This is a genomic window from Pseudomonas sp. ENNP23 (genome assembly GCF_001728945.1).
Classification (GTDB): Bacteria; Pseudomonadota; Gammaproteobacteria; order Pseudomonadales; family Pseudomonadaceae; genus Metapseudomonas; species Metapseudomonas otitidis.
Map to the genome: position 1 here is coordinate 21,836 of NZ_LYSP01000024.1, position 20,572 is coordinate 42,407.

A 20,572-nucleotide genomic window follows, 5' to 3' on the forward strand; every position below is an offset into this window, starting at 1 on the left:
GAGAACCATGACCCAGGCCGACCTGATCTCCCCGTTCCGCTTCCTCGCCCGCCTGCCGGCGAACCTCAATCGCGTGCCCCGCATGTTGCTGGGCCTGTACTTCACCGGGATTCGCAACCGCGACAAGACGCTCTCCCTGGGCTGGGCCCTGGAGCGGGCGGCGGCGCGCTACCCGCAGCGGCCGGCGGCGATGGACGAGACGCGCAGCCTGACCTACGCCGAGTTCAACGCCTGGGCCAACCGCATCGCCCACGCGCTCAAGTCCGAGGGCGTGGGCCCCGGCAAGGTGGTGGCGATCATGCTGGAGAACCGCATCGAAATCCTCGCGGTGCTGGCGGCGGTGGCCAAGCTGGGCGGCATCGGCGCCCTGGTCAACACCACCCAGCGCGGCAAGGTCCTTGCCCACAGCCTCAACCTGGTGAAAGCCGGCCACCATGTGGTCGGCGAAGAGCTGCGCAGCGCCTTCGAGGAGGTGGAGCCGGACCTGGAGACTGCCGGGGCACGGCGCTACTGGGTGGCCGACGACCTGGACACCCGCCGCGATGCCGGACAGGCCCCGCGCGGCTGGACCAACCTGATGCGCCTGGCCGGCGAGCACAGTGCGGAGAACCCGGCGGACACCGGGCGGGTGCGCCTGAAGGACGCCTGCTTCTACATCTACACCTCCGGCACCACCGGCCTGCCGAAAGCCTCGATTCTCAGCCACGGCAAGTGGATCAAGGCCTATGGCGGCTTCGGCCACTCCGGGCTGGGGCTCACCGACCGCGACGTTTTCTACCTGACGCTGCCCTGCTATCACAACAACGCCGTCACCGTGAGCTGGGCCTCGGTGCTGGCCGGTGGCGCGGCCATCGCCCTGCGCCGCAAGTTCTCCGCCAGCAACTTCTGGAAGGACGTGGCGCGCTACCAGGCCACCTGCTTCGGCTACATCGGCGAGCTGTGCCGCTACCTGCTGAACCAGCCGCCCTGCCCCGAGGAGAAGGACAACACCCTCACCTGCATGATCGGCAACGGCCTGCGCCCGGCCATCTGGGACGAGTTCAAGACCCGCTTCGGCATCCAGCGCGTCACCGAGTTCTATGCCTCCAGCGAGGGCAACATCGGTTTCACCAACGTCTTCAACTTCGACAACACCGTGGGCTTCTCCCCGGCCACCTACGCCATCGTCCGCTACGACCTGGAGAACGACTGCCCGGTGCGCGACCACAAGGGCTTCCTGACCAAGGTGGACAAGGGCGAGCCGGGCCTGCTGATCAGCGAAATCAGCGAGAAGTGGCCCTTCGACGGCTACACCGACCCGGCCAAGAGCGAGGCGGTGATCCTGCGCAACGTGTTCAAGAAGGGCGATGCCTGGTTCAACACCGGCGACCTGATGCGCGACATCGGCTGCAAGCACGCGCAGTTCGTCGACCGCCTGGGCGACACCTTCCGCTGGAAGGGCGAGAACGTCTCCACCACCGAGGTGGAAAGCGTGCTGGGGGTGTTCGATGGGGTGCAGGATGCGGTGGTCTACGGCGTGGAGATTCCCGGCACCAACGGCCGCTGCGGCATGGCGGCACTGCGCCTGAGCCCCGACGCGGACCTGGACGCCGCCGCCGTGGCCGAGCACCTGGACCGCGAGCTGCCGCCCTATGCTGCTCCGCTGTTCCTGCGGCTGCTGGACGAGATCGAGACCACCGGCACCTTCAAGTACAAGAAGACCGACCTGAAGAAGGCCGGCTTCGACCCCACCCAGGTCAACGAGCCATTGTACGTGCGGCTACCGGGGGAACCGGCCTTCCGCCCCCTGGACACCGACCTGCACGCAGCGATCCAGAGCGGCGCGTACCGCTTCTGAGGCTGCTCCACGGGGTGAGCCCGGCTCACCCCGTTTCCTCCTCGCCATGAGCCCCGACCGGGCTACTGCTTGAACTCGATCTGCAACTCGGCGCCCTCCACGGAGCGCCAGTAGTCGTCTTCCCGCTGGTTGGTGATGAGCTTGCCGTTGAGCTGGTAAGGGCTCTGCTCCGACGGCTTCTCCACGAACAGCGGCGGCAGTAGCGGCTGCTCGACGTGCTGCTCTTGCTTCACCCGCGGCTCCAGCTCATCTACCAGGTGCTTGGGCAGGCTCAGGTCAAGCTTGGGTTCGCGCAGCTTGACCTGCTCCACCTTGGACGGTTTGGGCTTGCCAGGCACGGGCTTCGGTTTGGGCTTGGCGGTCTCGGCCTTGGTCGGCGCCGGCTTCGGCTTGGCTTGCGTCGGCGCCTCGGCACAGGCGTTGACTGGCGTGAAAACGGGCCCGGCCACGAGGCCAGGCCAGGTATCCCCCCGGGGAGCCACAGGGGCCGGGTTGGCCAGGGCGGATGCACAGAAGCCAAGGAACAGGGTAGGCAGCAGGGTTCGGGTCATGGAGCGGCCACCGCTGGATGAAAGGTGCACCATGCTGGCGCGCTAGGCGGGCACTGGCAACCCTGTCTTACTCACGCGGGGTGTCACGGCCGGAGAACACGGCCGCCAGCAGCAACCCGAAGCACAGGGTGTGGACCAGCCCACCAATGGCGCCAATGCCGCTGAAAACCACGCTCATGCGTGCAGCCTCAAATTCCCCGCCCCACTGGTAGGCCGTGAGGTACAGCACCTGCTGCAGCAGGGTCCAGGCCAGCAACAGGACCATGCTCGCCAGGCAGAAGCCGGCAGCACGGGGCCGCTCGCGCCAGTAGCGGACGGACAGGGCGATGCCGGCCAGCCAGGCGATGACCAGCGGCACCAGGCCGATGTAACCGAGAACCTGCATGGTCAGGGCGTGGGAGAGGATGCTTTCGCTCATTGGGGTCTCCAGGGGTCGAGATGGGCGGTATCGAGGCGCCGCCACTGGGCAGCACGGGGGCGCTCGGAAGGCGGCAGCCAGAGGCCATCCACGGCCTCCAGTGCCTCGGGGGCGACGCCCAGCAGGGCGTCGAGGGGCAGGTGTCGAGGCTCGCCGGCCTCTTCTGCGACGTCGTCGTGGTACGGGTGGTTCCGCCAATGCAAGGCCCCGTCGGCGAAGCCTTCGAAGCGCGGCAGCGGACCGATGGGGTCAGGCCAGGGGTAGAACCGGTGCGCGAGGGTGTCCAGCACCAGCAGGTGCCACTCGCCGTCGTCGTGGCGGGTCAGGGCCAGGTAGCGGCTGTCCGCCGACCAGGCCATGGCCGGGGCGAGATCGGCCAGGGCGCAACCGCAGGCGGTGAGCAGGTACCCACCCTGGCGCGGCAGGCGCTCATGCAGGTAGGCGCCGCCATAGGCGGTGCAACTGCCGAACAGCCAGGCGGCATTGCCACCGGTGGGCGCCGGCAGCACGAAGTCGCCGTAGGCGTTGGAGGCGGGCGGCTGGCTCAGCGGGCGCCAGTCGGGCAACAGCTCGAGCGTTGCGCCCACTCGCAGGCGGCGCAGGGCGTAGCAGAGCCGGCTGTCCTCCCGGCGCGGGAGGAAGTCGGCGGCGTTCACCACCGGTGGCGGAGGCTCGTCGATGCGCTGCAACGGGGTGGCAATCAGGGCATCGGCCAGGCGCCCCGTCACCACGGCCAGTTCGACGACGCCGTCCTGGAAATCCATCAGCCGTGCCAGCGGCAGGTCGAAGTCGATGCCCAGCAGGCGCCGGGCCGGCACGTCCGCCACCACCAAGCGATGGGGCACGGCCGGGGCTTCGGCGAAGGCCACCAGTGCGAGGTAGCGGCCGCAGGCGGATACACGGTGGTCCAGGCACCACTCGCCCTCCAGCACCCAGTCATCGATGCGGCAGCGGTAGGCGGCCCGCAGCCCGTCGGCGCTCTCCCGCTGCCACTCCAGCAATGGGCCGCGGCCATCGGCCAACGGTGCCAGGCGCAGGTCGGCCTGCATCACCGGCGTGCCCCGGCCGAGGGGATACAGCAGCTCCAGCCGCGTGGCCGCACGCAAGCCAGGCACGGCGCGGCCCCAGGCGTCGAAGCCGGCGAGGCGTTCGAGTTCCTCACTGAAGATGTGGTGCACGGCGTTTCCGTGCTCCATCTGGTCCAACTCGGGCAGGTCGAAGCGGGCTTGAATGGCCAGGAGGGTCGGGTCCAGCGCAAGCGGCGCTTCGAGCATCAGGCGCGGCTCATCTTCCCGGGGCGACCAGTCGTCCAGGGTGCGCCAGCCCTGCCCGGCCTCCCAGATCCGGACAGGGCATGGCCAGGGGCGTTCCTGGGCGGTGTCGCGCAGGCGGCAGGCGAAGGCCAGGCCGTCGGCACGCCACACGGGGCGCTCGTCGTCGGGCAGCAGCAGCCCGGTGGGAACGTCGTCCAGCCACAACTGGTAGCTGGGGTAGCGCAGCGGCAGCAGCGGGTCGTCGCGCTCGCGCAGTCGCTCCGGCAGCCAGGGCTCGCCGCGCAGGCGTTGGGGGCCGGTGGGGGGCGAAAGGTCCGGCAGCGCCTGCTGCTGCCTATCGGCCCAGCCGGGTGCAAGCCAGAGATCGCCGATGGCGACGAAGTCCTCGCAGGTCGCCTCGCGCAGCAAGGCATCGAGGCTGAGACGGTAGCCCTGGTCCGACACCAGCGGGCTGTGTCGGCCACGCAGTTCGCCGCCACTGAAGGCATCCAGCTCCCAGAAGGCTTCGTTGGCGCAGTGATAGAGCCGGCGCTGCTGGCGGTCGAACACCGCCAGCGACCAGGTGCCGCGCGAGGGGATCGGCGCGGCGAAATAGCGGCCGTCATCGGAGAAGCGGGCCGAGCTGCCCAGGCCCTCCAGCAGCACGCCGTCAGGCATCAGGTAGTCGGTGTAGACCGGGCCGCCCATGGCAATCTCGCCCCACCCCAGAGTGCGCACCGGCTCGCCCTCCGGCGTGAGCAGTTCGCCGCCCCCCCAGGCGCTGGAGCCTCGAGCGTCCGCGTCCACCGGGCCGATGGGTTCGGCCGTGACCGGGGCGCTGGCCAGGCCCAGGCGCCGCTCCAGGGTCGCTGCACAGGCCAGGCCGATCAACGCCCAGAGCACGCCTGCGCCGATGCCCCAGTAGCCGGGCAGCGTGGCCCCCAGGCTGAAGGCGGCACCGATCACGGCGCTGGTGAGCAGGCTGCTGACGCCCTTGCCGATGCGCGGCCAGCGGGCGATGGCGATCAGCGCCAGGGCCAGCCCCACCACGCTTGAGGCCGCACCGGCCAACGGCAGGCTGGCCACCAGCAGGACCGGCAATACCAGCACCGCCAGGTGCCAGACAAGGCCCAGCAACAGGCGCGGCAGGCTCTCGGTGGGGGCGTCGGGTTCGGGAACGGGCGGCATATGTCAGGCTCCTGGATAAACGCGCCAGGGTGACGGATCGACCGTCACCCTGGCGTGACACAGCCGGCAACTCGCGACCATCAAGGCGCCGGGGAAGGCTCCAGGGCCTTCAGCAGGGCGTCCAGGTCCTGCCGGGGGTGGGCCTTGCGCAGGGCCTCCAGGCGCTCATCGGCGGCCTTGGCCTGGCCTTGGCGTCGTAGCTCCAGCACCTCGCGCAGGCCCTGTTGCAGGGCCGGTTCGAGGGGCACGGCAGCGGGCTTTGCCAGTTTGGCGGCGGGCGGGAAGGCGTCGTCGGCAGCCTGGCGGGCCTGCTCGGCGATCCGCGCATCGGTCTCGACACTGTCAGCCAGCGCGGCCACCGGAGCGGACTCGAGCCGGGGTGCGGCCTTCTTCATCTCCGCTGCCGGTGCGGGCGCGGAAAAGGCCTGCATCGGTGGGGCAGCCGGTTCCGCGTTGTAGCCGGCATCCGGGTCGGGGGCACTGCGGGCCAGGGTCGCCGGTGCGGTCGGGGCGATGGCCGGTGCGGGGGCGACGGCGTACTCCGGCGGCTGCCGGTCGAGGTTCTGGAAGGTCAGGCTGACGCCCACGCCCAGGCAGGCCAGGCCGGCGAAGGCCACCGACCAGCGCTGGCGGCCACCGGGGCCGAACAACCAGGCATGCAGGCGTTGGCCCAGGCTCGGTGCCGGTGGGCGGACGGCCTCGCGGGCGGCGGCGAGGATGCATGCATCCAGCTCGGCAGGCGGCTCGCCCCCGCCGTGGGCACGGAAGTGGGCGAGCAATTGCCGCTCCAGCTCGTCCTCTCTGCGTGGGTCCTGGTTCATGCGGTTCTCTCCTCGGCGGCGGGGTCGGCCAGCAGCCGGCGCAGCTTCTGCAGGGCATAGCGCAGGCGACTCTTCACCGTCTCGGCGGGTGTGCGGGTCATCTCGGCGATCTCGTGCAGCTCGAGGTCGCCATGGGCGCGCAGCAGGAAGACTTCTCGCTGCTCGCCGGGCAATTCGTCCAGGGCGGCCTGCAGGCGCTGGCGGTCGCGGCTGAGGCTCAACTGGGCCTCGGGGTCGTCGGCCTCCTCGCTCGGCAGCAGGTCGGCATGGACCTGCTCGTCGAAGGCCTCCACCTTGCCCTGCAGCCGTCCGTGCTTGCGCCAATGGTCGATCAGGCGGTTGCGGGCGATCTGGTAGAGCCAGGTGCGGAAGGCCACGGCCTCGCGCTGCTCGCTGGCGCTGCGCACCAGGCTGAGCCAGGTCTCCTGGAAGATCTCTTCGGCCAGCGAGCTGTCGCCGCACAGGCCGCAGAGAAAACGGTAGAGGCCGAGGCGATGGCGTGCGTAGAGCACGCCGAAGGCCTCGGAATCGCCGCGTCGGTAACGCCGCAGCAGGGCGGCGTCGTCATCCGTGATGGTGTCGCTCAAGTCACTCGGTCCGTACCGGGTTGGAGGCCGGATTTTGCAGGCTTTGCGCGAGTTCCACCAGTTGCACGAACTCGTTGCGCAGGCCGTAGGGGTCATCGCCGCGCGCGCCGCGTGCCAGGGCCAGGGTGTCGGCGTAGCCGAACTGGCCGGTGTAGCGGGCGCCCTTGAGCTGCTGGGCGAAGGCGGCGACCGAGGCGGCGAAGCGCAGGTCGTCGCTGGCCTGGGCGATGGGACGGGCGTCGGCGGCGGCGATGGGTTGTTCCAGCAGGCGGCTGGTGTCGGCACCCGGCGCCTTGTAGCGAATGCGCAGCCAGGCCAGCTCACCGGCCTTGCCGGCCGCCGGTGCGGCCGGCTGGTAACGCAGCGGCTCCAGCCAGCCCTTGCCGCCCGCCGGGACGATCTCGTACAGCGCGGTGACGGTGTGGCCCGCGCCGATCTCGCCGGCATCAACCTTGTCGTTGCTGAAGTCCTCGCGCTTGAGGGCACGGTTCTCGTAGCCCAGCAGGCGGTACTCGCTGACCTGGGCGGGGTTGAACTCCACCTGCAGCTTCACGTCCTTGGCCACCACCTGGAGGGTGGAGCTGAGCTGGTCCACCAGTACCTTGCGGGCTTCGCGCAGGCTGTCGATGTAGGCGTAGTTGCCGTCGCCGGCGTCGGCGAGCTGCTCCATCAGGTGCTCGTTATAGTTGTCCACGCCGAAGCCGAGGGTGGTGAGGGAGATGCCGGTGCGGCGCTTCTCTTCGGCCAGGGCCTTGAGGCTGTCGAAGTCGCTGATGCCGACGTTGAAGTCACCGTCGGTGGCCAGGAGGATGCGGTTGATGCCGTCCTTGATCAGGCCCTTGCGCGCCTGGGCGTAGGCCAACTGGATGCCGGATTCGCCAGCGGTGGAGCCCCCGGCGGCCAGTTGATCGATGGCGGCGCGGATCGTCTCCTTCTCGTTGCCTGGGGTGGACTCCAGCACCACGCGGGCCTCGCCGGCGTAGGTGACGAGGGACACGCGGTCCTCGGGGCGCAACTGGTCCACCAGCAACTTCAGGGTGCCCTGCACCATGGGCAGGCCTTCGCGACGGTCCATGGAACCGGAGACGTCCACCAGGAACACCAGGTTGGCCGGGGGAATGCGTGCGACCTGGGTGTCGGAGGCCTTGATGGCGATGCGCAGCAGGCGCGCCTCGGGGTTCCACGGCGAGCGGGCCAGTTCGGTGTCGATGCCGAACGGTACGTTGCCCTTGGGCAGCGGGTAGCTGTAGGGGAAGTAGTTGACCATCTCTTCGAGGCGCACCGCGTCCTTGGGCGGCAGGCGCCCACCGTTGAGGAAGCGCCGCACGTTGGCATAGGCGCCGGTGTCGACGTCGATGCTGAAGGTGGAGACCGGCTCGGCGGCCACGGCGTGGACGCTGCTCTCTTCCAGCTTGGCGTACTGCTCGCGGTAGCTGTCCCGGTAGCCGGGCAGGCTGTCGGTCAGCGGCGCGGGGGCCACCGGTGCCATCATCTTGCGCTCCATCACCGCGTAGCTGGCGTTGGGCGAGAAAGCGGCGGGCTTGGCGGCCAGGCTGTCTTTCTGCGACTCGTTGGCGGCGCCGCTGGTCTCCCCGCCATGCTGGGAGCAGGCGGCCAGGGCGAGCAGCAGGGTGGTGGCGAAACCGGCGGCGAGGGGGCGACGGGTCAGGGCTTGGAGCGGGTGCATGGCGGGTTCTCCTGGGGGGACCGGAATGTCCTTGTGCACCGGTAGACGGAGGGGGTTCGGCGAACGGGTTAAGGGGTTTGAAGTTTTTTTTGCGGTTCGAGAATGCGCCCCCTGGCTGCGGAAGAACGGCCGCTGCTTGCGGGTCGTCCGTAAAAAACCTCCCCACCCTAACCGCGACGCAGTAGCATCCCGCCTCGGACCTTCGGCCTCGCGCCGATCCCCCGGGGCGGCCGGCACGCCACGAAAGAGCCGCCTCCGACAAAAACCAGGCCCCGTGGGCCACCGCCAGGGAATTCGGACATGAAGAAGTTGCTGGGCCTGCTGGCCCTGTTGATCCTCGCGCTCACCCTCTACCTTGCCTTCACTCCCTCACCCATCGACCCGCTGGCCTGGGATGCGCCGCCCGCGCCGACCATGACCGGGGTGCTGGAACCCAACGACACGCTGATGAAGGCCGAGCTGCTGGCCAAAGGGCAGGTGCACGGGCCGGAAGACACCGCCGTGGATGCCCAGGGCCGCGTCTACGCCGGCCTGCATGATGGCCGCGTGGTGCGCATCGACAACGACGGGCGCCTGGAAACCTTCGCCGAGACCGGCGGCCGCCCGCTGGGCATGGACTTCGACGCCCAGGGCAACCTGATCGTCGGCGACGCCTACAAGGGGCTGCTGAGCATCGACCCGAAAGGCACCATCAAGGTGCTGGCCACCGAGGCCGAAGGCGGCCCGTTCCGCTTCACCGACGACCTGGACATCGCCAGCGACGGCCGCATCTATTTCACCGATGCCTCGGACAAGTTCCAGCAGCCGGACTACCTGCTGGACCTGCTGGAGGCCCGCCCCCACGGCCGCCTGATGCTCTACGACCCGGCCACCGGCAAGGTGGAGGTGCTGCTCAAGGACCTGTACTTCGCCAACGGCGTGGCGCTGTCGGCCAAGGAAGACTTCGTGCTGGTGAACGAGACCTACCGCTACCGCATCACCCGCTACTGGCTGAGCGGCGAGAAGGCCGGCACCCATGACGTGTTCATCGACAACCTGCCGGGCCTGCCGGACAACCTGCAGGGCGACCGCAAGGGCACCTTCTGGGTGGCCCTGCCCTCCCCGCGCAAGGCCGATGCGGACTTCCTCCACACCCAGCCCTGGCTGAAGGCACAGATCGCCAAGCTGCCCCGCGCGCTGTGGCCGAAGCCGGTGCCCTACGGGCTGGTGATCGCGCTGGACGAGAACGGCAAGATCATCCGCAGCCTGCACGACACCAGCGGCACGCACCTGCGCATGATCACGTCGGTGAAGCCGGTGGGCGACACGCTGTACTTCGGCAGTCTGGACAACGACCGCATCGGCAAGCTGAAGCTGCATTGAGGCAAAAGGGCTCTCCCGCCTGGGAGAGCCCTTCGGACGGGCGTTTTCAACGCCGTCGGTATTCCCGCAGCCTGCCAGGGGTCAGAGCAGGTTGGGTTCCATCTCCAGTTCGACCCCGAAGCGGGCGGCGATGTCCGCCTGGATGCGCCCGGCCAGGGCATGGATCTCCCCACCGGTGGCCTGGCCATGGTTCACCAGCACCAGCGCCTGCAGGCGATGAACACCCGCATCCCCTTCGCGGAAACCCTTCCAGCCGGCCTTGTCGATCAGCCAGCCGGCGGCGAGCTTCGCCAGACCTTCGCCCTGGGGATAGGCCACCAGGTCGGGGTACTGCTGGCGCAGCGCCTCGGCCTGGGCGGCTGGCACCACGGGGTTCTTGAAGAAGCTGCCGGCGTTGCCGAGCTGGGCAGGGTCCGGCAGCTTTTCGCTGCGGATGGCGCAGATGGCGCGGCTGACATCACGCGGGGTCGGCGCGCTGATGCCTTCGGCTTCCAGGCGCTGGCGCACCGGGCCGTAGTCCAGGTGCAAGGCGGCGGCGCGGCTCAGGGCGAAGCGCACGCGCAGGATCACCCAGCGGCCGGCCTCGCGCTTGAAGCGGCTCTCGCGGTAGCCGAAGGCGCAGTCGTCGAGGCCGAACTCGCGCAGCTCGCCGCTCTGGCGATCCAGGGCGGTGAGGCCGACGAAGACGTCCTTGATCTCCACCCCGTAGGCGCCGATGTTCTGCATCGGCGCGGCTCCGACCGTGCCCGGGATCAGGCTGAGGTTCTCCAGCCCGGCCAGGCCCTGGTCAAGGGTCCAGAGCACGAAGGGGTGCCAGGGTTCGCCGGCTTCGGCTTCGACGATGACGCGCCCGTCGGCCTCGGCCAGTACGCGGATGCCGCGGCTGGCCATGTGCAGCACCAGGGCGTCGAGGTCACGGGTCAGCAGCAGGTTGCTGCCGCCGCCGATCACCTGCAGCGGCAGGCCGCGCTCGGCGGCCAGGGCCAGCGCTTCGCGCACCTCGTCGTCGTTGCAGGCCTCGGCGAACAGGCGCGCCTGCACCGATACGCCGAAGGTGTTGTAGGGCTTGAGGGACTGGTTGTCGCGCAACTGCAGGCTCACGGGCGCTCCCGTATCTCTGCGATCAGGCCGTCGCAGGCCTGCTCCACCAGGTCGAGCACGGTTTCGAAGCCGTCTTCCCCGCCGTAGTACGGATCGGGCACTTCCTCGGTGGCCAGGCCATAGCGGCGCAGGAACAGGTCCGGGGCGTTGCCCCGGCCGGCGTGCAGGGCCTTGAGGTCGCGCAGGTTGGAGTGGTCCATGGCCAGGACCAGGTCGAAGCGCTGGAAGTCCTCGGCGCTGACCTGGCGCGCACGCAGGGCGGAAAGGTCGTAGCCGCGCTTGGCGGCGGCCTGGCAGGTGCGCGGGTCCGGCGCCTTGCCGATGTGCCAGCCGGCGGTGCCGGCGGAATCCACTTCCACCCGGTCAGCCAGGCCGGCCTGTTCCAGCTTGCCGCGCAGGACGCCTTCGGCGGTGGGTGAGCGGCAGATGTTGCCGAGGCAGACGAAGAGAACGCGCATCAGGCCCCCAGCAGGCGGCGGACCCGCTCCAGGTCTTCGGCAGTGTCGACACCGGCAGCCGGGGCTTCCAGGGCGTCGGCGACGTGGATGCGCACGCCGTGCCAGAGGGCACGCAACTGCTCCAGGCACTCGGTGTCTTCCAGCCAACACGTGCCCCAGGCGACGAAGTCGTGCAGGAAGCCGGCGCGGTAGGCGTAGATGCCGATGTGACGGCGGTACGGCACGCCGGCCGGCAGGCTGTCGCGGTCCTGGGCGAAGGCGTCCCGCGCCCAGGGCAGCGGTGCGCGGCTGAAGGTCAGGGCCAGGCCGTTGAGGTCGGTCGCCACCTTCACCACGTTGGGGTTGAACAGAGCCTGCACCTCGCGGATGGGCTCGGCCAGGGTGGCGATACCGGCTTCCGGGTGGGCGGCCAGGTTGGCGGCCACCTGGTCGATGATCGCCGGAGGGATCAGCGGCTCGTCGCCCTGCACGTTGACCACGATGGCGTCGCCGGCCAGGCCCAACTGGGTGGCGACTTCGGCCAGGCGGTCGGTACCGGAGTTGTGGTCGACGCGGGTCAGCACCACCTCGGCGCCGAAGCCCTGGCAGGCCTCGACGATGCGTGCATCGTCGGTGGCCACCACCACGCGCTCGGCGGCGCTGCGCCGGGCCTGCTCCCAGACGCGCTGGATCATCGGCTTGCCGCCGATGTCCTGCAGGGGCTTGCCGGGCAGGCGGGTGGAGGCGTAACGGGCGGGGATGACGACGGTGAAGGCCTGGCCCATCACTTGTCCAGCCGTTCGTCGACGTTGAGGGTGCGGGCCTCGCCTTCGAGCATCACCGGGATGCCCTCACGCACCGGAAATGCCAGGGCGTCGTTCTTGCAGATCAGCTCGCTCTTGTCGTCGGCGAGCTTGAGCGGGCCCTTGCACAGCGGGCAGGCGAGGATGTCGAGCAGTTTCGGGTCCATGGGGGAATCCTTGGTGACCGCCTCGGGGGCGGGTTTCAGGGGCGGGCCGGCGCCAGTGCGGCGAGGCGCGCATCGAGCCAGCGGACGAAGCCGGCGGATGGTGCGGCGTCCACCGCCAGGTACCACCAGTCGGCGCCCGCGAAGGCCCGGCATTTGACCGCGTCCTTCTCCGTCATCACCAGGGGCAGCGGCGGGCTGAACTGCAGCTCGGCAGGCCCGAAGCGGGCGTGGTCGGCGAAGGCATGCGGAATCGGGCGCCAGTTTAGCGCCTCGAGCGTGGTGAAGAAACGCTGCGGGTTGCCGATGCCGGCCACCGCGTGCAGGGCCTGGCCGGGGGGGAAATGTTCGAGCCCGACGCGCTCGCCGCTGCGCAGGTTGACCAGTGCCGAGGGGCGCAGGCGGAAGCCGTGGGCGCCGTCGGGCCCCTCATCGACGCCGTTGTAGAGGACAGCATCGACGCTGGCCAGCCGTTCGGCGGGCTCACGCAGGGGGCCGGCCGGCAGGCAGCGGCGATTGCCGAGGCCGCGGGCGGCGTCGATCAGCACCAGTTCGATGTCCCGCGCCAGGCGGTAGTGCTGCAGGCCGTCGTCGCTGAGGATGAGGTCGAAGGGCCCCTCCTCCAGCAGCGCGCGGACGGCGCGGGAACGGTCGGGGTCGATCACCAGCGGCACGCCGCTGCGCTGGACGATCAGCAGAGGTTCGTCACCGGCGACGGCGGCGCTCTGGTCGGCCTCGACCCGCCAGGGCAGGTGCGGCGGCTCGGCGCCGTAGCCCCGGCTGACCACGCCGACGCGCAGGCCGCGCTGCCGGCAGTGCTCGATCAGCCAGAGGATCATCGGGGTCTTGCCGGTGCCGCCGACGGTGATGTTGCCCACCACCATCACCGGGACCGGGGCGCGGTAGATCTCGCCCTCGCCGGCCAGGAAAGCGGCGCGGCGGCGGGCGGCGATGCGGCGGTAGAGCGCTTCGAGCGGGCGCAGCAGGCCCAGTGCGGGATGGCCCCGGTACCAGGCCTCCAGCAGGCGGTCGGAGAAGGCCATCAGGGCTTCTCCGGCTGGGCCTCGACGGTGGTGATGCGCAGCTTGCTGAAGCCCAGCTTGCCGGCGGCATCCATGGCAGTGATCACCGACTGGTGAGTGGTCTTGGCGTCGGCGCTGATGATCATCGGCAGGCTGTTGTCACCGCCGGACTCCTTGCCCAGGGCATTCATCAGGGTGGTGAGGTCGTTCTTCACCAGCACCTGGCCGTTGAGGGCGTACTGCCCGTCGGCGCTGATGCTCAGCTCCAGAGTCTTCTCGGTGGTGGCCTCGGTGGGCGTGCCGCTGACCGCCTCGGGCAGTTCGATCTTCATCTCGCTGGGGCGGCTGAAGGTGGTGGTGACCACGAAGAACAGCAACAGCACGAAGATGACGTCGATGAATGAGGTCAGGTTGAGGAAGACTTCCTCGCGGGCCACGTTGCCCGCCCGACGGCGGAACTTCACGCTTTGTCTTCCTCTGCGAAGTCCACTTCACGGTCGCCCTGAGTCACTTCCACCAGCTTGATGGCGTCCTGTTCCATGGCCACCACCAGCTCGTCGACACGACGCAGGAGGAAGCGGTGGAAGAACACCGCGGGGATGGCGACCATCAGGCCGGCGGCGGTGGTGATCAGCGCCTTGCCGATACCGCCGGCTAGGGCCGGGGCGTTGGCCATGCCGTTGTCCATGAAGCCGCCGAAGATCTCGATCATGCCGAACACGGTGCCCAGCAGGCCGAGCAGCGGGCCCATGGCGGCGATGGTGCCGAGGGTGTTGAGGTAGCGCTCCAGCTCGTGGATGACGCGGGACGCGGCCTCTTCGATGCACTCCTTCATGATGTCCCGGCCATGCTTGGAGTTGGCCAGACCGGCGGCGAGCACCTCACCCAGCGGCGAGGAGGCGCGCAGCTCCTTGAGCTTCTGGCTGTTGAGCTGCTTGTCCTTGACCATGCGCCAGACCTGGCCGAGCAGTTGCGGCGGTGCGACACGGCTCTTGCGCAGCGTCCAGAGACGCTCGGCGATGATGGCGGTGGCGACCACGGAACTCAGAATGATCGGCAGCATCATCCAGCCGCCTGCTTTGACCAGCTCCCACACGGTGGTAAATCCCCTCGAAAAAAGTCGCGCAACTCTAGCACAGGGCACCGGGTGCGCCGACCGTCGCTGTTCTCATTTTTCCCGCCAGAAACGTGCCTGGCTCCGCAGTCCCGACACCTCGCCGTGGATGCCCAGGCGAATCAGCAGCGCGCCGGACTCGGCGGTGTCGTAAATAGCCGCCGGCAGCGCACGGTAACGCGCCAGCACCTGGGGATGGGGATGGCCGAAGGCGTTGCGCGCGCCCCGGGAGATCAACGCCCCGCGCGGCCGCACCGCCTGCAGCAGGCGCGCCGAGGAGGAGCTGCGGCTGCCATGGTGGGGCGCCAGCAGCCAGTCCGCCGCGAGGGGCTCGCCGCTCTCCACCCAGGCGGCCTCGGCGGCCTGGCCGAGATCACCGGTCAGGTGCAGGCGCTCGCCGTTGGCCTCAAGGCTGAGCACGCAGGAGCGGTCGTTGCTGTCGCGGGCCCCGGGCCAGCGCCAGGAGCGCAGGTGCACGCCATCCCACTCCCACTGGCGGGCTTCGCAGGGCTGGGCGTTGAGGCCGGGCGGCAGGCGCTCCACCTCGCCGCTGATCACCCGCGCCACGGACAGGGCACGCACCACCGCCTCGGCCCCGCCGGAATGGTCGTTGTCGGCGTGGCTCAGCAGCAGTTCGTCCAGATGCCGTACTCCCAGCCCGCGCAGGGCCGGCACCACCACCCGCTCGCCCAGGTCGAAGCCGCCCTGGCGCGGGCCGGCGTCATACAGCAAGGCGTGCTGCTCGGTGAGCACCAGCACCGCCAGGCCCTGCCCGACGTCCAGCACGCGGACATCCGCCGTACCGGGCACGGGCCGCGGCAGGGGCGGCCAAACCAGCAGCACCAGCAGCAACAGCCCCGGCAGGCGAAAGGGCAGCGCCGGCGGCAGGATCAGCAGCAGACAACCCAGCAGCACCAGGGCCCAGGTCCAGGCCGCCAGCGCAGGCGCCTGCCAGGCAGGCATCGCCTCGGCGATCCAGCCCAATAAAAGGAAGAGCCCCTCCAGGGAAAGCCCCGCCAGCCACAGCAGGCCTTCGCCCAGGCAAGGCACGGCGTGCAGGGCCGTGCCGGCCAGGGACAGCGGCACCGAGACCAGGCTGACCCAGGGCACCGCCACCAGGTTGGCCAGGGGGCCGCTGAGGCTGATGGGCAGGGCGAGGGCCATCAGTGCCGGGGTCAGCGCCAGGCTCAGGGCCCACTGTGCCCGCCACGCGCTGCGCCAGGCCGGTGGGCTGCCCAGGCGCCCGGCGAACACCAGCACCAGCAGCGCCACGGCGGCGAAGGAGAGCCAGAAACCCGCCTGCAGGGAAGCCAGCGGGTCCACCAGCAGCACGATGCAGAGCACCGCCGACAGCGGCATGACCACCCCGAGCCGGCGGAAACGCAAGCGCCAGAGCAGCACCAGGGCGGTCATCAGGCAGGCGCGCTGTACCGGTACGTCGAACCCGGCGAGCGCCCCATAGCCGAGGGCACCGGCCAGGGCCAGCGCACAGGCGCAGGGCAGCCAGGGCAGGCGCGACGGCCAGAGCCCGAGCCGGGCCAGGGCGGCGACGGCGCCGTACAGCAGCAGCGCCAGCAGGGAGATGTGCTGCCCGGAGATGACCATCAGGTGGACCGTGCCGGTGTCCTGCAGGTGGCGCCAGTCGCGGCTGCTGAGGCCGGAGCCGTCGCCGAGGACCAGCGCGGCGATGGTGCCGTTGCGGCCCCGCGCCTCGGCCTGGTGGATGGCCTGGCGCAGGTCGTCACGCCAGGCGCCAGGCCCTTCGGCCGCCATGAGCCGTTCGCCCGCCTTCACCGTCCCGGTGCCGCCGATATGCCGGGCCAGCAGCCAGGCCTCATAGTCGAAGGTGTGGGGATTCACCAGGCCACGCGGGCGCCGGAGGGTGACGGCCAAGCGCCAGGTCTCGCCGCTGCGGACCTCCGGCCCGCCGTACCAGGACACCCGCAGCCGCCCGGGCAGGCGCAGCCCTTCGTTGATGGTGGGAACCAGTTCGAAGCGCACCACGCCGCCCTCCTGTTGCGGCAGGCCGACCACCTGCCCCTGCAGCCAGCGGGTAGTACCGTCCAGCGCCGGGTCGAGCCGGTCGTCGAGGGCGACCTGGGCGCAGTGGCAGGCCCAGGCGAAGCCGATCAGGGCAACGCCCAGTGTTCGCGTCCGCCAGGGCAGCAGTAACGTGCCGATCCCCACCAGCGCCAGCAACACCCAGCCGGGCGGCAGCACCGGCAGAAAGCGCAGCGCCAGCAGCCCGCCGGCCAGGGCCAGCCAAAGTCCTCGCATCCCCTGCCCTCCCTGGAGACGATGCGAACCCGAGGCACGCAGTTGAGCGGGTGCCTCGGGTTCGTTCATTTATCGACACAAAGTGTCCCGGCGGTGTCATGAATCCCTATGCATAATGACGGGCGCTTACGCCCGCCGAGACCGCCGATGCCGCGCCACCTCTTCAAACGCTACATGCCCAACCCGGACACGATCAGGGAACACAAATCCCTGCGCTTCCTCGGCACACTGCTGCACGACCCCAACCTCTGGCACCTCAATCGCCATTCCGTCTCGCGGGCCATGGCCATGGGGCTGTTCGCGGCGTTCGTGCCGATCCCCATGCAGATGCTGCTGGCCGCCGGTCTGGCGGTGCTGGTCAGGGCCAACATGCCTATCTCGGTGGGGCTGGTGTGGCTGACGAACCCTATCACCATGCCGCCGATCTTCTATTGCACCTACAAGATGGGCGCCTGGCTGATGGGGGTGGCGCCGCGCACGCTGCCGGACTCGCTGACCTGGGCGTGGATCACCGAGGAGCTGTCCACGCTGTGGCAGCCCTTCCTCCTGGGCTCGCTGATCTGCGGGGCAGTGCTGGGTGCGCTGGGCTACCTGCTGACGATGTTCTACTGGCGCTGGTGGGTCGCCCGCAGTTGGCGCTCGCGGCAGCGTCGCCGCCGTGAGCGCAAGGGCGCCTGACACCGGGAAACGAAAACGCCGCATCACTGCGGCGTTTTTTCGTCTGCAACACCCGGGCGGGAATCACTCGTAGCGCAGGGCCTCGGCCGGGTGGGTCTGGGCGGCACGCCAGGCCGGGTAGAGGGTGGCGAGGAAGCTCATCAGCAAGGCCGCCCCGCAGACCATCACCACATCGCCCACCTGCAGGTCGGACGGCAGGTAGGCCACGAAGTACACGTCGGAACTGAAGATGTGCAACCCGGTGGCACGCTCCAGGGCGGCGATCCAGGTGCTGACATTGAGCGCCGTGATCACGCCGAGCAGGGTGCCGATCAGGGTGCCGACGCTGCCGATGACGCTACCCTGGACCATGAACACGGCCATGATCTGCCGTGGCGTGGCGCCCAGGGTGCGGAGGATGGCGATGTCGGCGCGCTTGTCGGCGACCACCATGATCAGCGTGGCGATGATGTTGAAGGCGGCCACGGCGACGATCAGCATCAGCAGCAGGCCGATCATGGTCTTTTCCATCTTCATCGCGCTGAACAGGCTGCCCTGGGTGTGGGTCCAGTCGTCGGCCCGATAGCCCGCGCCCAGTTGCCGGACGATCTCGGCGGACACCTGGGGCGCCTGGTACAGGTCCTTGAGGGCGATGCGCACCCGCTGCACGGTACCTTCCGGCAGGCGCAGCACGTCGGAGGCGTCGGCGACGTTGATCAGCGCCAGGGTGCTGTCCAGTTCGGCGCCGACCTTGAACACGCCCACCACATTGAAGCGCTGCATGCGCGGGGTGATGCCGCCCGGAGCGCTGCTCAGCTCGGGGACGATGAGGGTCAGCTTGTCGCCCACCGAGAGGCGGAAGCGCCGTGCGGTGATCTCGCCGATGACGATGCCGGATTCACCGGGACGCAGGTCCCGCAGCGAGCCCTGCACCATGTGCTGGCCGATGATGGAGACCTTGGGTTCTTCCGCCGGGTCGATGCCGTTGATCTGCACCGGCTGCATAAGCCCCTTGAAGGAGAGCATGCCCTCCAGCTCGGCGAACGGCGCCACGCCGGTGACGCTGCGGTTGCGCGAGGCGGCTTCGGCCACCTGGCGCCAGTCGGCCAGCGGCTCGGGCCCGGAGAGGGTGGCGTGAGGCACCATGCCGAGGATGCGCGAGCTCATTTCCTTCTGGAACCCGTTCATCACCGAGAGCACCACGATCATCGCCAGCACACCCAGCGCCAGCCCGATCATCGAGGTCAGGGAGATGAAGGAGATGAAGTGATTGCGTCGCTTGGCGCGCACGTAGCGTGCCCCGACGAAGACGGCGAGCGGTCTGAACATGTCAGGCAGCCACCAGCCGGCCGTCTTCCAGGCGCAGCACGCGGTCCATCTGCCGGGCCAGTTGCGGGTCGTGGGTGACCACCAGGAAGGCGGTGCGCGACGACTGGCTCAGTTCCAGCATCAGTTCCTGGATGCCCTGGGCGGTGTGCTGGTCGAGGTTGCCGGTGGGCTCGTCGAGCAGCACCAGCGCCGGGTTGTTGACCAGGGCCCGGGCGATGGCGACGCGCTGGCGCTCGCCACCGGAGAGCTCCGCCGGCTTGTGCGTCAGGCGATGGCCGAGGCCGACGCGCTCCAGCAGCGCGGTGGCGCGCTGGCGGGCCTCGGCGATCGGCGTGCGGCCGATCAGCAGCGGCATGCAGACGTTCTCCAGGGCGGTGAACTCCGGCAGCAGGTGGTGGAACTGGTAGACGAAGCCGAGGGCGCGGTTGCGCAGCAGGCCGCGGGCGCGTTCGTTGAGGGCGGAGAGCTCTTCGCCGGCCAGCCAAACGCTGCCGGTGGTGGGCACGTCGAGGCCGCCGAGCATGTTCAGCAGGGTGCTCTTGCCGGAGCCGGAGCTGCCGATGATGGCCACGCGCTCGCCAGGGTTCAGCTCCAGTTCGACGCCGCTGAGCACCTGCACGGACTGCGGGCCTTCCTCGTAGCTCTTGGCGATGTTGCGGCAGCTCAGCACCGCGCGGTCTTTCACGTCACTCATAACGAAGCGCCTCAGCAGGCTGGGTGCGGGAGGCACGCCAGGCCGGGTAAAGGGTGGCGAAGAAACTCAGGATCAGAGCAGCGCCGCAGACCAGGACCACGTCCTCCAGCTTGAGCTGGGAGGGCAGGTAGTCGATGAAGTACACCTCGGCGCTGAGGAATTTGTGGCCGATCAGCTGCTCCAGGCCGTCGATGGCGGCGCTGATGTTGAGGGCGGCGAGCACGCCCAGCACGCAGCCGATGGCAGTGCCGACCACGCCGATCACCGTGCCCTGGACCATGAAGATGCCCATGATCTGCCCCGGCGTGGCGCCGAGGGTGCGGAGGATGGCGATGTCGCCCTTCTTGTCGGTCACCACCATCACCAGGGTGGAGATGATGTTGAAGGCGGCCACGGCGACGATCAGCAGCAGCAACAGGCCGATCATGGTCTTCTCCATGCCGATGGCCTGGTAGAGGTTGCCGTGGGTGCGGGTCCAGTCGCGGGCGTAGAAGTCCTCGCCCTTGAGCTGCCCGGCGATCTGCCAGGCGATCTGCGGGGCCTGGAACAGGTCGTCCAGCTTGAGCCGCAGCCCCTGCACCTGCTCGGGTTTCCAGCGGTGCAGGCGGGCGGTGTCCTGCAGGTTGGTCAGCGCCAGGAAGCCATCCAGCTCACCGGCGCCGACATGGAACAGGCCGACCACGGTGAAGCGCTTCATGCGCGGGAAGACCCCGGCCGGCGTCACCGAGACTTCGGGGAGGACGATGGTGACCTTGTCGCCCATCTTCACCCCCAGCTTGGCGGCGGCACGGTCGCCGATGACGATGCCGAACTCGCCCGGGCGCAGGTCCTGGATACTGCCCTGCTGCATGAAGTTGCCGATGATCGACACGGCACCTTCGAGGTCGGGCTCCACCGCATTCACCAGCACCTTCTGCACCTGGCCATTGCTGGTCAGCAGACCCTGCATCTGGATGTAGGGCGCCACGGCGGCCACGCCCGGCTGTTGCCGGACCTGCTCGGCGAGGGCCTGCCAGTCGTTGATCGGCACGGCGGATTCGAGGGTGGCGTGGGGCACCATGCCCAACACGCGCTCGCGCATCTCCCGGTCGAAGCCGTTCATCACGGACAGCACGAGGATCATCACCAGCACGCCGAGGGCGAGGCCGATCATGGACGTCAGCGAGATGAATGAAACGAAGTAACTGCGACGTCTGGCGCGTGTGTAGCGTGCGCCGATAAACAGGGGCAGCGGTCTGAACATAGGGAAAGTCGTTCGCGGGCGAAGAAG

Annotated in this window: 20 protein-coding genes; 3 read left to right on the forward strand and 17 right to left on the reverse strand. The window is 69.4% G+C overall.

The features are described from left to right. Window positions 1-7 precede the first annotated feature (7 nt). The gene (locus A9G05_RS14660; protein ID WP_069561677.1) at window positions 8-1,837 is read left to right on the forward strand and encodes a long-chain-acyl-CoA synthetase; all 1,830 of its coding nucleotides are present in this window, start codon (window positions 8-10) and stop codon (window positions 1,835-1,837) included. A gap of 62 nt (window positions 1,838-1,899) precedes the next feature. Here the strand turns inward: A9G05_RS14660 and A9G05_RS14665 are convergent, their stop codons facing one another. The 6 genes from A9G05_RS14665 to A9G05_RS14690 all read right to left on the reverse strand — a co-directional run bounded on the left by A9G05_RS14665 (window position 1,900) and on the right by A9G05_RS14690 (window position 8,342). Beyond that, window positions 1,900-2,388 (reverse strand): hypothetical protein, encoded by a 489-nt coding sequence (locus A9G05_RS14665; protein WP_069561678.1) that lies wholly within the window; start codon window positions 2,386-2,388, stop codon window positions 1,900-1,902. A gap of 67 nt (window positions 2,389-2,455) precedes the next feature. Then, the gene (locus A9G05_RS14670; protein ID WP_069561679.1) at window positions 2,456-2,806 is read right to left on the reverse strand and encodes a hypothetical protein; all 351 of its coding nucleotides are present in this window, start codon (window positions 2,804-2,806) and stop codon (window positions 2,456-2,458) included. Beyond that, window positions 2,803-5,247: a hypothetical protein gene (locus tag A9G05_RS14675; protein WP_069561680.1), complete on the reverse strand. Its 2,445-nt coding sequence runs from the start codon at window positions 5,245-5,247 to the stop codon at window positions 2,803-2,805. The genes A9G05_RS14670 and A9G05_RS14675 overlap by 4 nt, the downstream gene beginning before the upstream one ends. An 80-nt stretch (window positions 5,248-5,327) precedes the next feature. After that, window positions 5,328-6,068 carry a hypothetical protein gene (locus tag A9G05_RS14680; protein WP_069561681.1) on the reverse strand — a complete coding sequence of 247 codons (741 nt, stop codon included), beginning with the start codon at window positions 6,066-6,068 and terminating at the stop codon, window positions 5,328-5,330. Next, entirely contained in the window at window positions 6,065-6,655 is a 591-nt protein-coding gene (locus A9G05_RS14685) for an RNA polymerase sigma factor (protein WP_069561682.1), read from the reverse strand. Before A9G05_RS14685 ends, A9G05_RS14680 begins: the two co-directional genes overlap by 4 nt. Window position 6,656: 1 nt before the next feature. After that, window positions 6,657-8,342: a VWA domain-containing protein gene (locus A9G05_RS14690; protein ID WP_069561683.1), complete on the reverse strand. Its 1,686-nt coding sequence runs from the start codon at window positions 8,340-8,342 to the stop codon at window positions 6,657-6,659. A gap of 300 nt (window positions 8,343-8,642) precedes the next feature. On the opposite strand from A9G05_RS14690, the gene A9G05_RS14695 reads away from it, so the two are divergent. Then, a complete protein-coding gene (locus A9G05_RS14695; protein WP_069561684.1) occupies window positions 8,643-9,704 on the forward strand; it encodes an SMP-30/gluconolactonase/LRE family protein in 1,062 nt (353 codons plus the stop codon). A gap of 81 nt (window positions 9,705-9,785) precedes the next feature. Here A9G05_RS14695 and murB read toward each other — a convergent pair whose 3' ends face one another. From murB to A9G05_RS14735, 8 genes are all read right to left on the reverse strand, one after another. After that, window positions 9,786-10,805, reverse strand: coding sequence for a UDP-N-acetylmuramate dehydrogenase (murB, locus tag A9G05_RS14700; RefSeq protein WP_069561685.1), 1,020 nt, complete (start codon window positions 10,803-10,805; stop codon window positions 9,786-9,788). Further along, window positions 10,802-11,263 carry a low molecular weight protein-tyrosine-phosphatase gene (locus A9G05_RS14705; protein ID WP_069561686.1) on the reverse strand — a complete coding sequence of 154 codons (462 nt, stop codon included), beginning with the start codon at window positions 11,261-11,263 and terminating at the stop codon, window positions 10,802-10,804. Before A9G05_RS14705 ends, murB begins: the two co-directional genes overlap by 4 nt. Continuing rightward, window positions 11,263-12,027: a 3-deoxy-manno-octulosonate cytidylyltransferase gene (kdsB, locus tag A9G05_RS14710; protein ID WP_069561687.1), complete on the reverse strand. Its 765-nt coding sequence runs from the start codon at window positions 12,025-12,027 to the stop codon at window positions 11,263-11,265. The genes A9G05_RS14705 and kdsB overlap by 1 nt, the downstream gene beginning before the upstream one ends. Beyond that, window positions 12,027-12,212, reverse strand: coding sequence for a Trm112 family protein (locus A9G05_RS14715; RefSeq protein WP_069561688.1), 186 nt, complete (start codon window positions 12,210-12,212; stop codon window positions 12,027-12,029). Before A9G05_RS14715 ends, kdsB begins: the two co-directional genes overlap by 1 nt. Before the next feature lie 35 nt (window positions 12,213-12,247). Then, window positions 12,248-13,252 carry a tetraacyldisaccharide 4'-kinase gene (lpxK, locus tag A9G05_RS14720; protein ID WP_069561689.1) on the reverse strand — a complete coding sequence of 335 codons (1,005 nt, stop codon included), beginning with the start codon at window positions 13,250-13,252 and terminating at the stop codon, window positions 12,248-12,250. Further along, entirely contained in the window at window positions 13,252-13,695 is a 444-nt protein-coding gene (locus A9G05_RS14725; protein ID WP_044404945.1) for a biopolymer transporter ExbD, read from the reverse strand. The genes lpxK and A9G05_RS14725 overlap by 1 nt, the downstream gene beginning before the upstream one ends. Further along, window positions 13,692-14,327 carry a MotA/TolQ/ExbB proton channel family protein gene (locus A9G05_RS14730; protein WP_069561690.1) on the reverse strand — a complete coding sequence of 212 codons (636 nt, stop codon included), beginning with the start codon at window positions 14,325-14,327 and terminating at the stop codon, window positions 13,692-13,694. Before A9G05_RS14730 ends, A9G05_RS14725 begins: the two co-directional genes overlap by 4 nt. A 72-nt stretch (window positions 14,328-14,399) precedes the next feature. After that, window positions 14,400-16,622 carry a DNA internalization-related competence protein ComEC/Rec2 gene (locus A9G05_RS14735; RefSeq protein ID WP_069561691.1) on the reverse strand — a complete coding sequence of 741 codons (2,223 nt, stop codon included), beginning with the start codon at window positions 16,620-16,622 and terminating at the stop codon, window positions 14,400-14,402. Window positions 16,623-16,769: 147 nt separating this feature from the next. On the opposite strand from A9G05_RS14735, the gene A9G05_RS14740 reads away from it, so the two are divergent. Continuing rightward, a complete protein-coding gene (locus A9G05_RS14740) occupies window positions 16,770-17,300 on the forward strand; it encodes a DUF2062 domain-containing protein (RefSeq protein ID WP_069561692.1) in 531 nt (176 codons plus the stop codon). Between the two features lie 63 nt (window positions 17,301-17,363). Here A9G05_RS14740 and A9G05_RS14745 read toward each other — a convergent pair whose 3' ends face one another. Genes A9G05_RS14745 through A9G05_RS14755 form a run of 3 tightly spaced genes read right to left on the reverse strand, consistent with a single transcriptional unit; the run spans window position 17,364 to window position 20,545 of the window. Next, window positions 17,364-18,608, reverse strand: a complete 1,245-nt coding sequence (locus A9G05_RS14745) for a lipoprotein-releasing ABC transporter permease subunit (RefSeq protein WP_069561693.1) — start codon at window positions 18,606-18,608, stop codon at window positions 17,364-17,366. Between the two features lies 1 nt (window position 18,609). Continuing rightward, window positions 18,610-19,293, reverse strand: a complete 684-nt coding sequence (lolD, locus tag A9G05_RS14750; protein WP_165664847.1) for a lipoprotein-releasing ABC transporter ATP-binding protein LolD — start codon at window positions 19,291-19,293, stop codon at window positions 18,610-18,612. A 1-nt stretch (window position 19,294) separates the two neighbouring features. Further along, window positions 19,295-20,545, reverse strand: coding sequence for a lipoprotein-releasing ABC transporter permease subunit (locus A9G05_RS14755; RefSeq protein WP_069561695.1), 1,251 nt, complete (start codon window positions 20,543-20,545; stop codon window positions 19,295-19,297). Window positions 20,546-20,572: the final 27 nt, after the last annotated feature.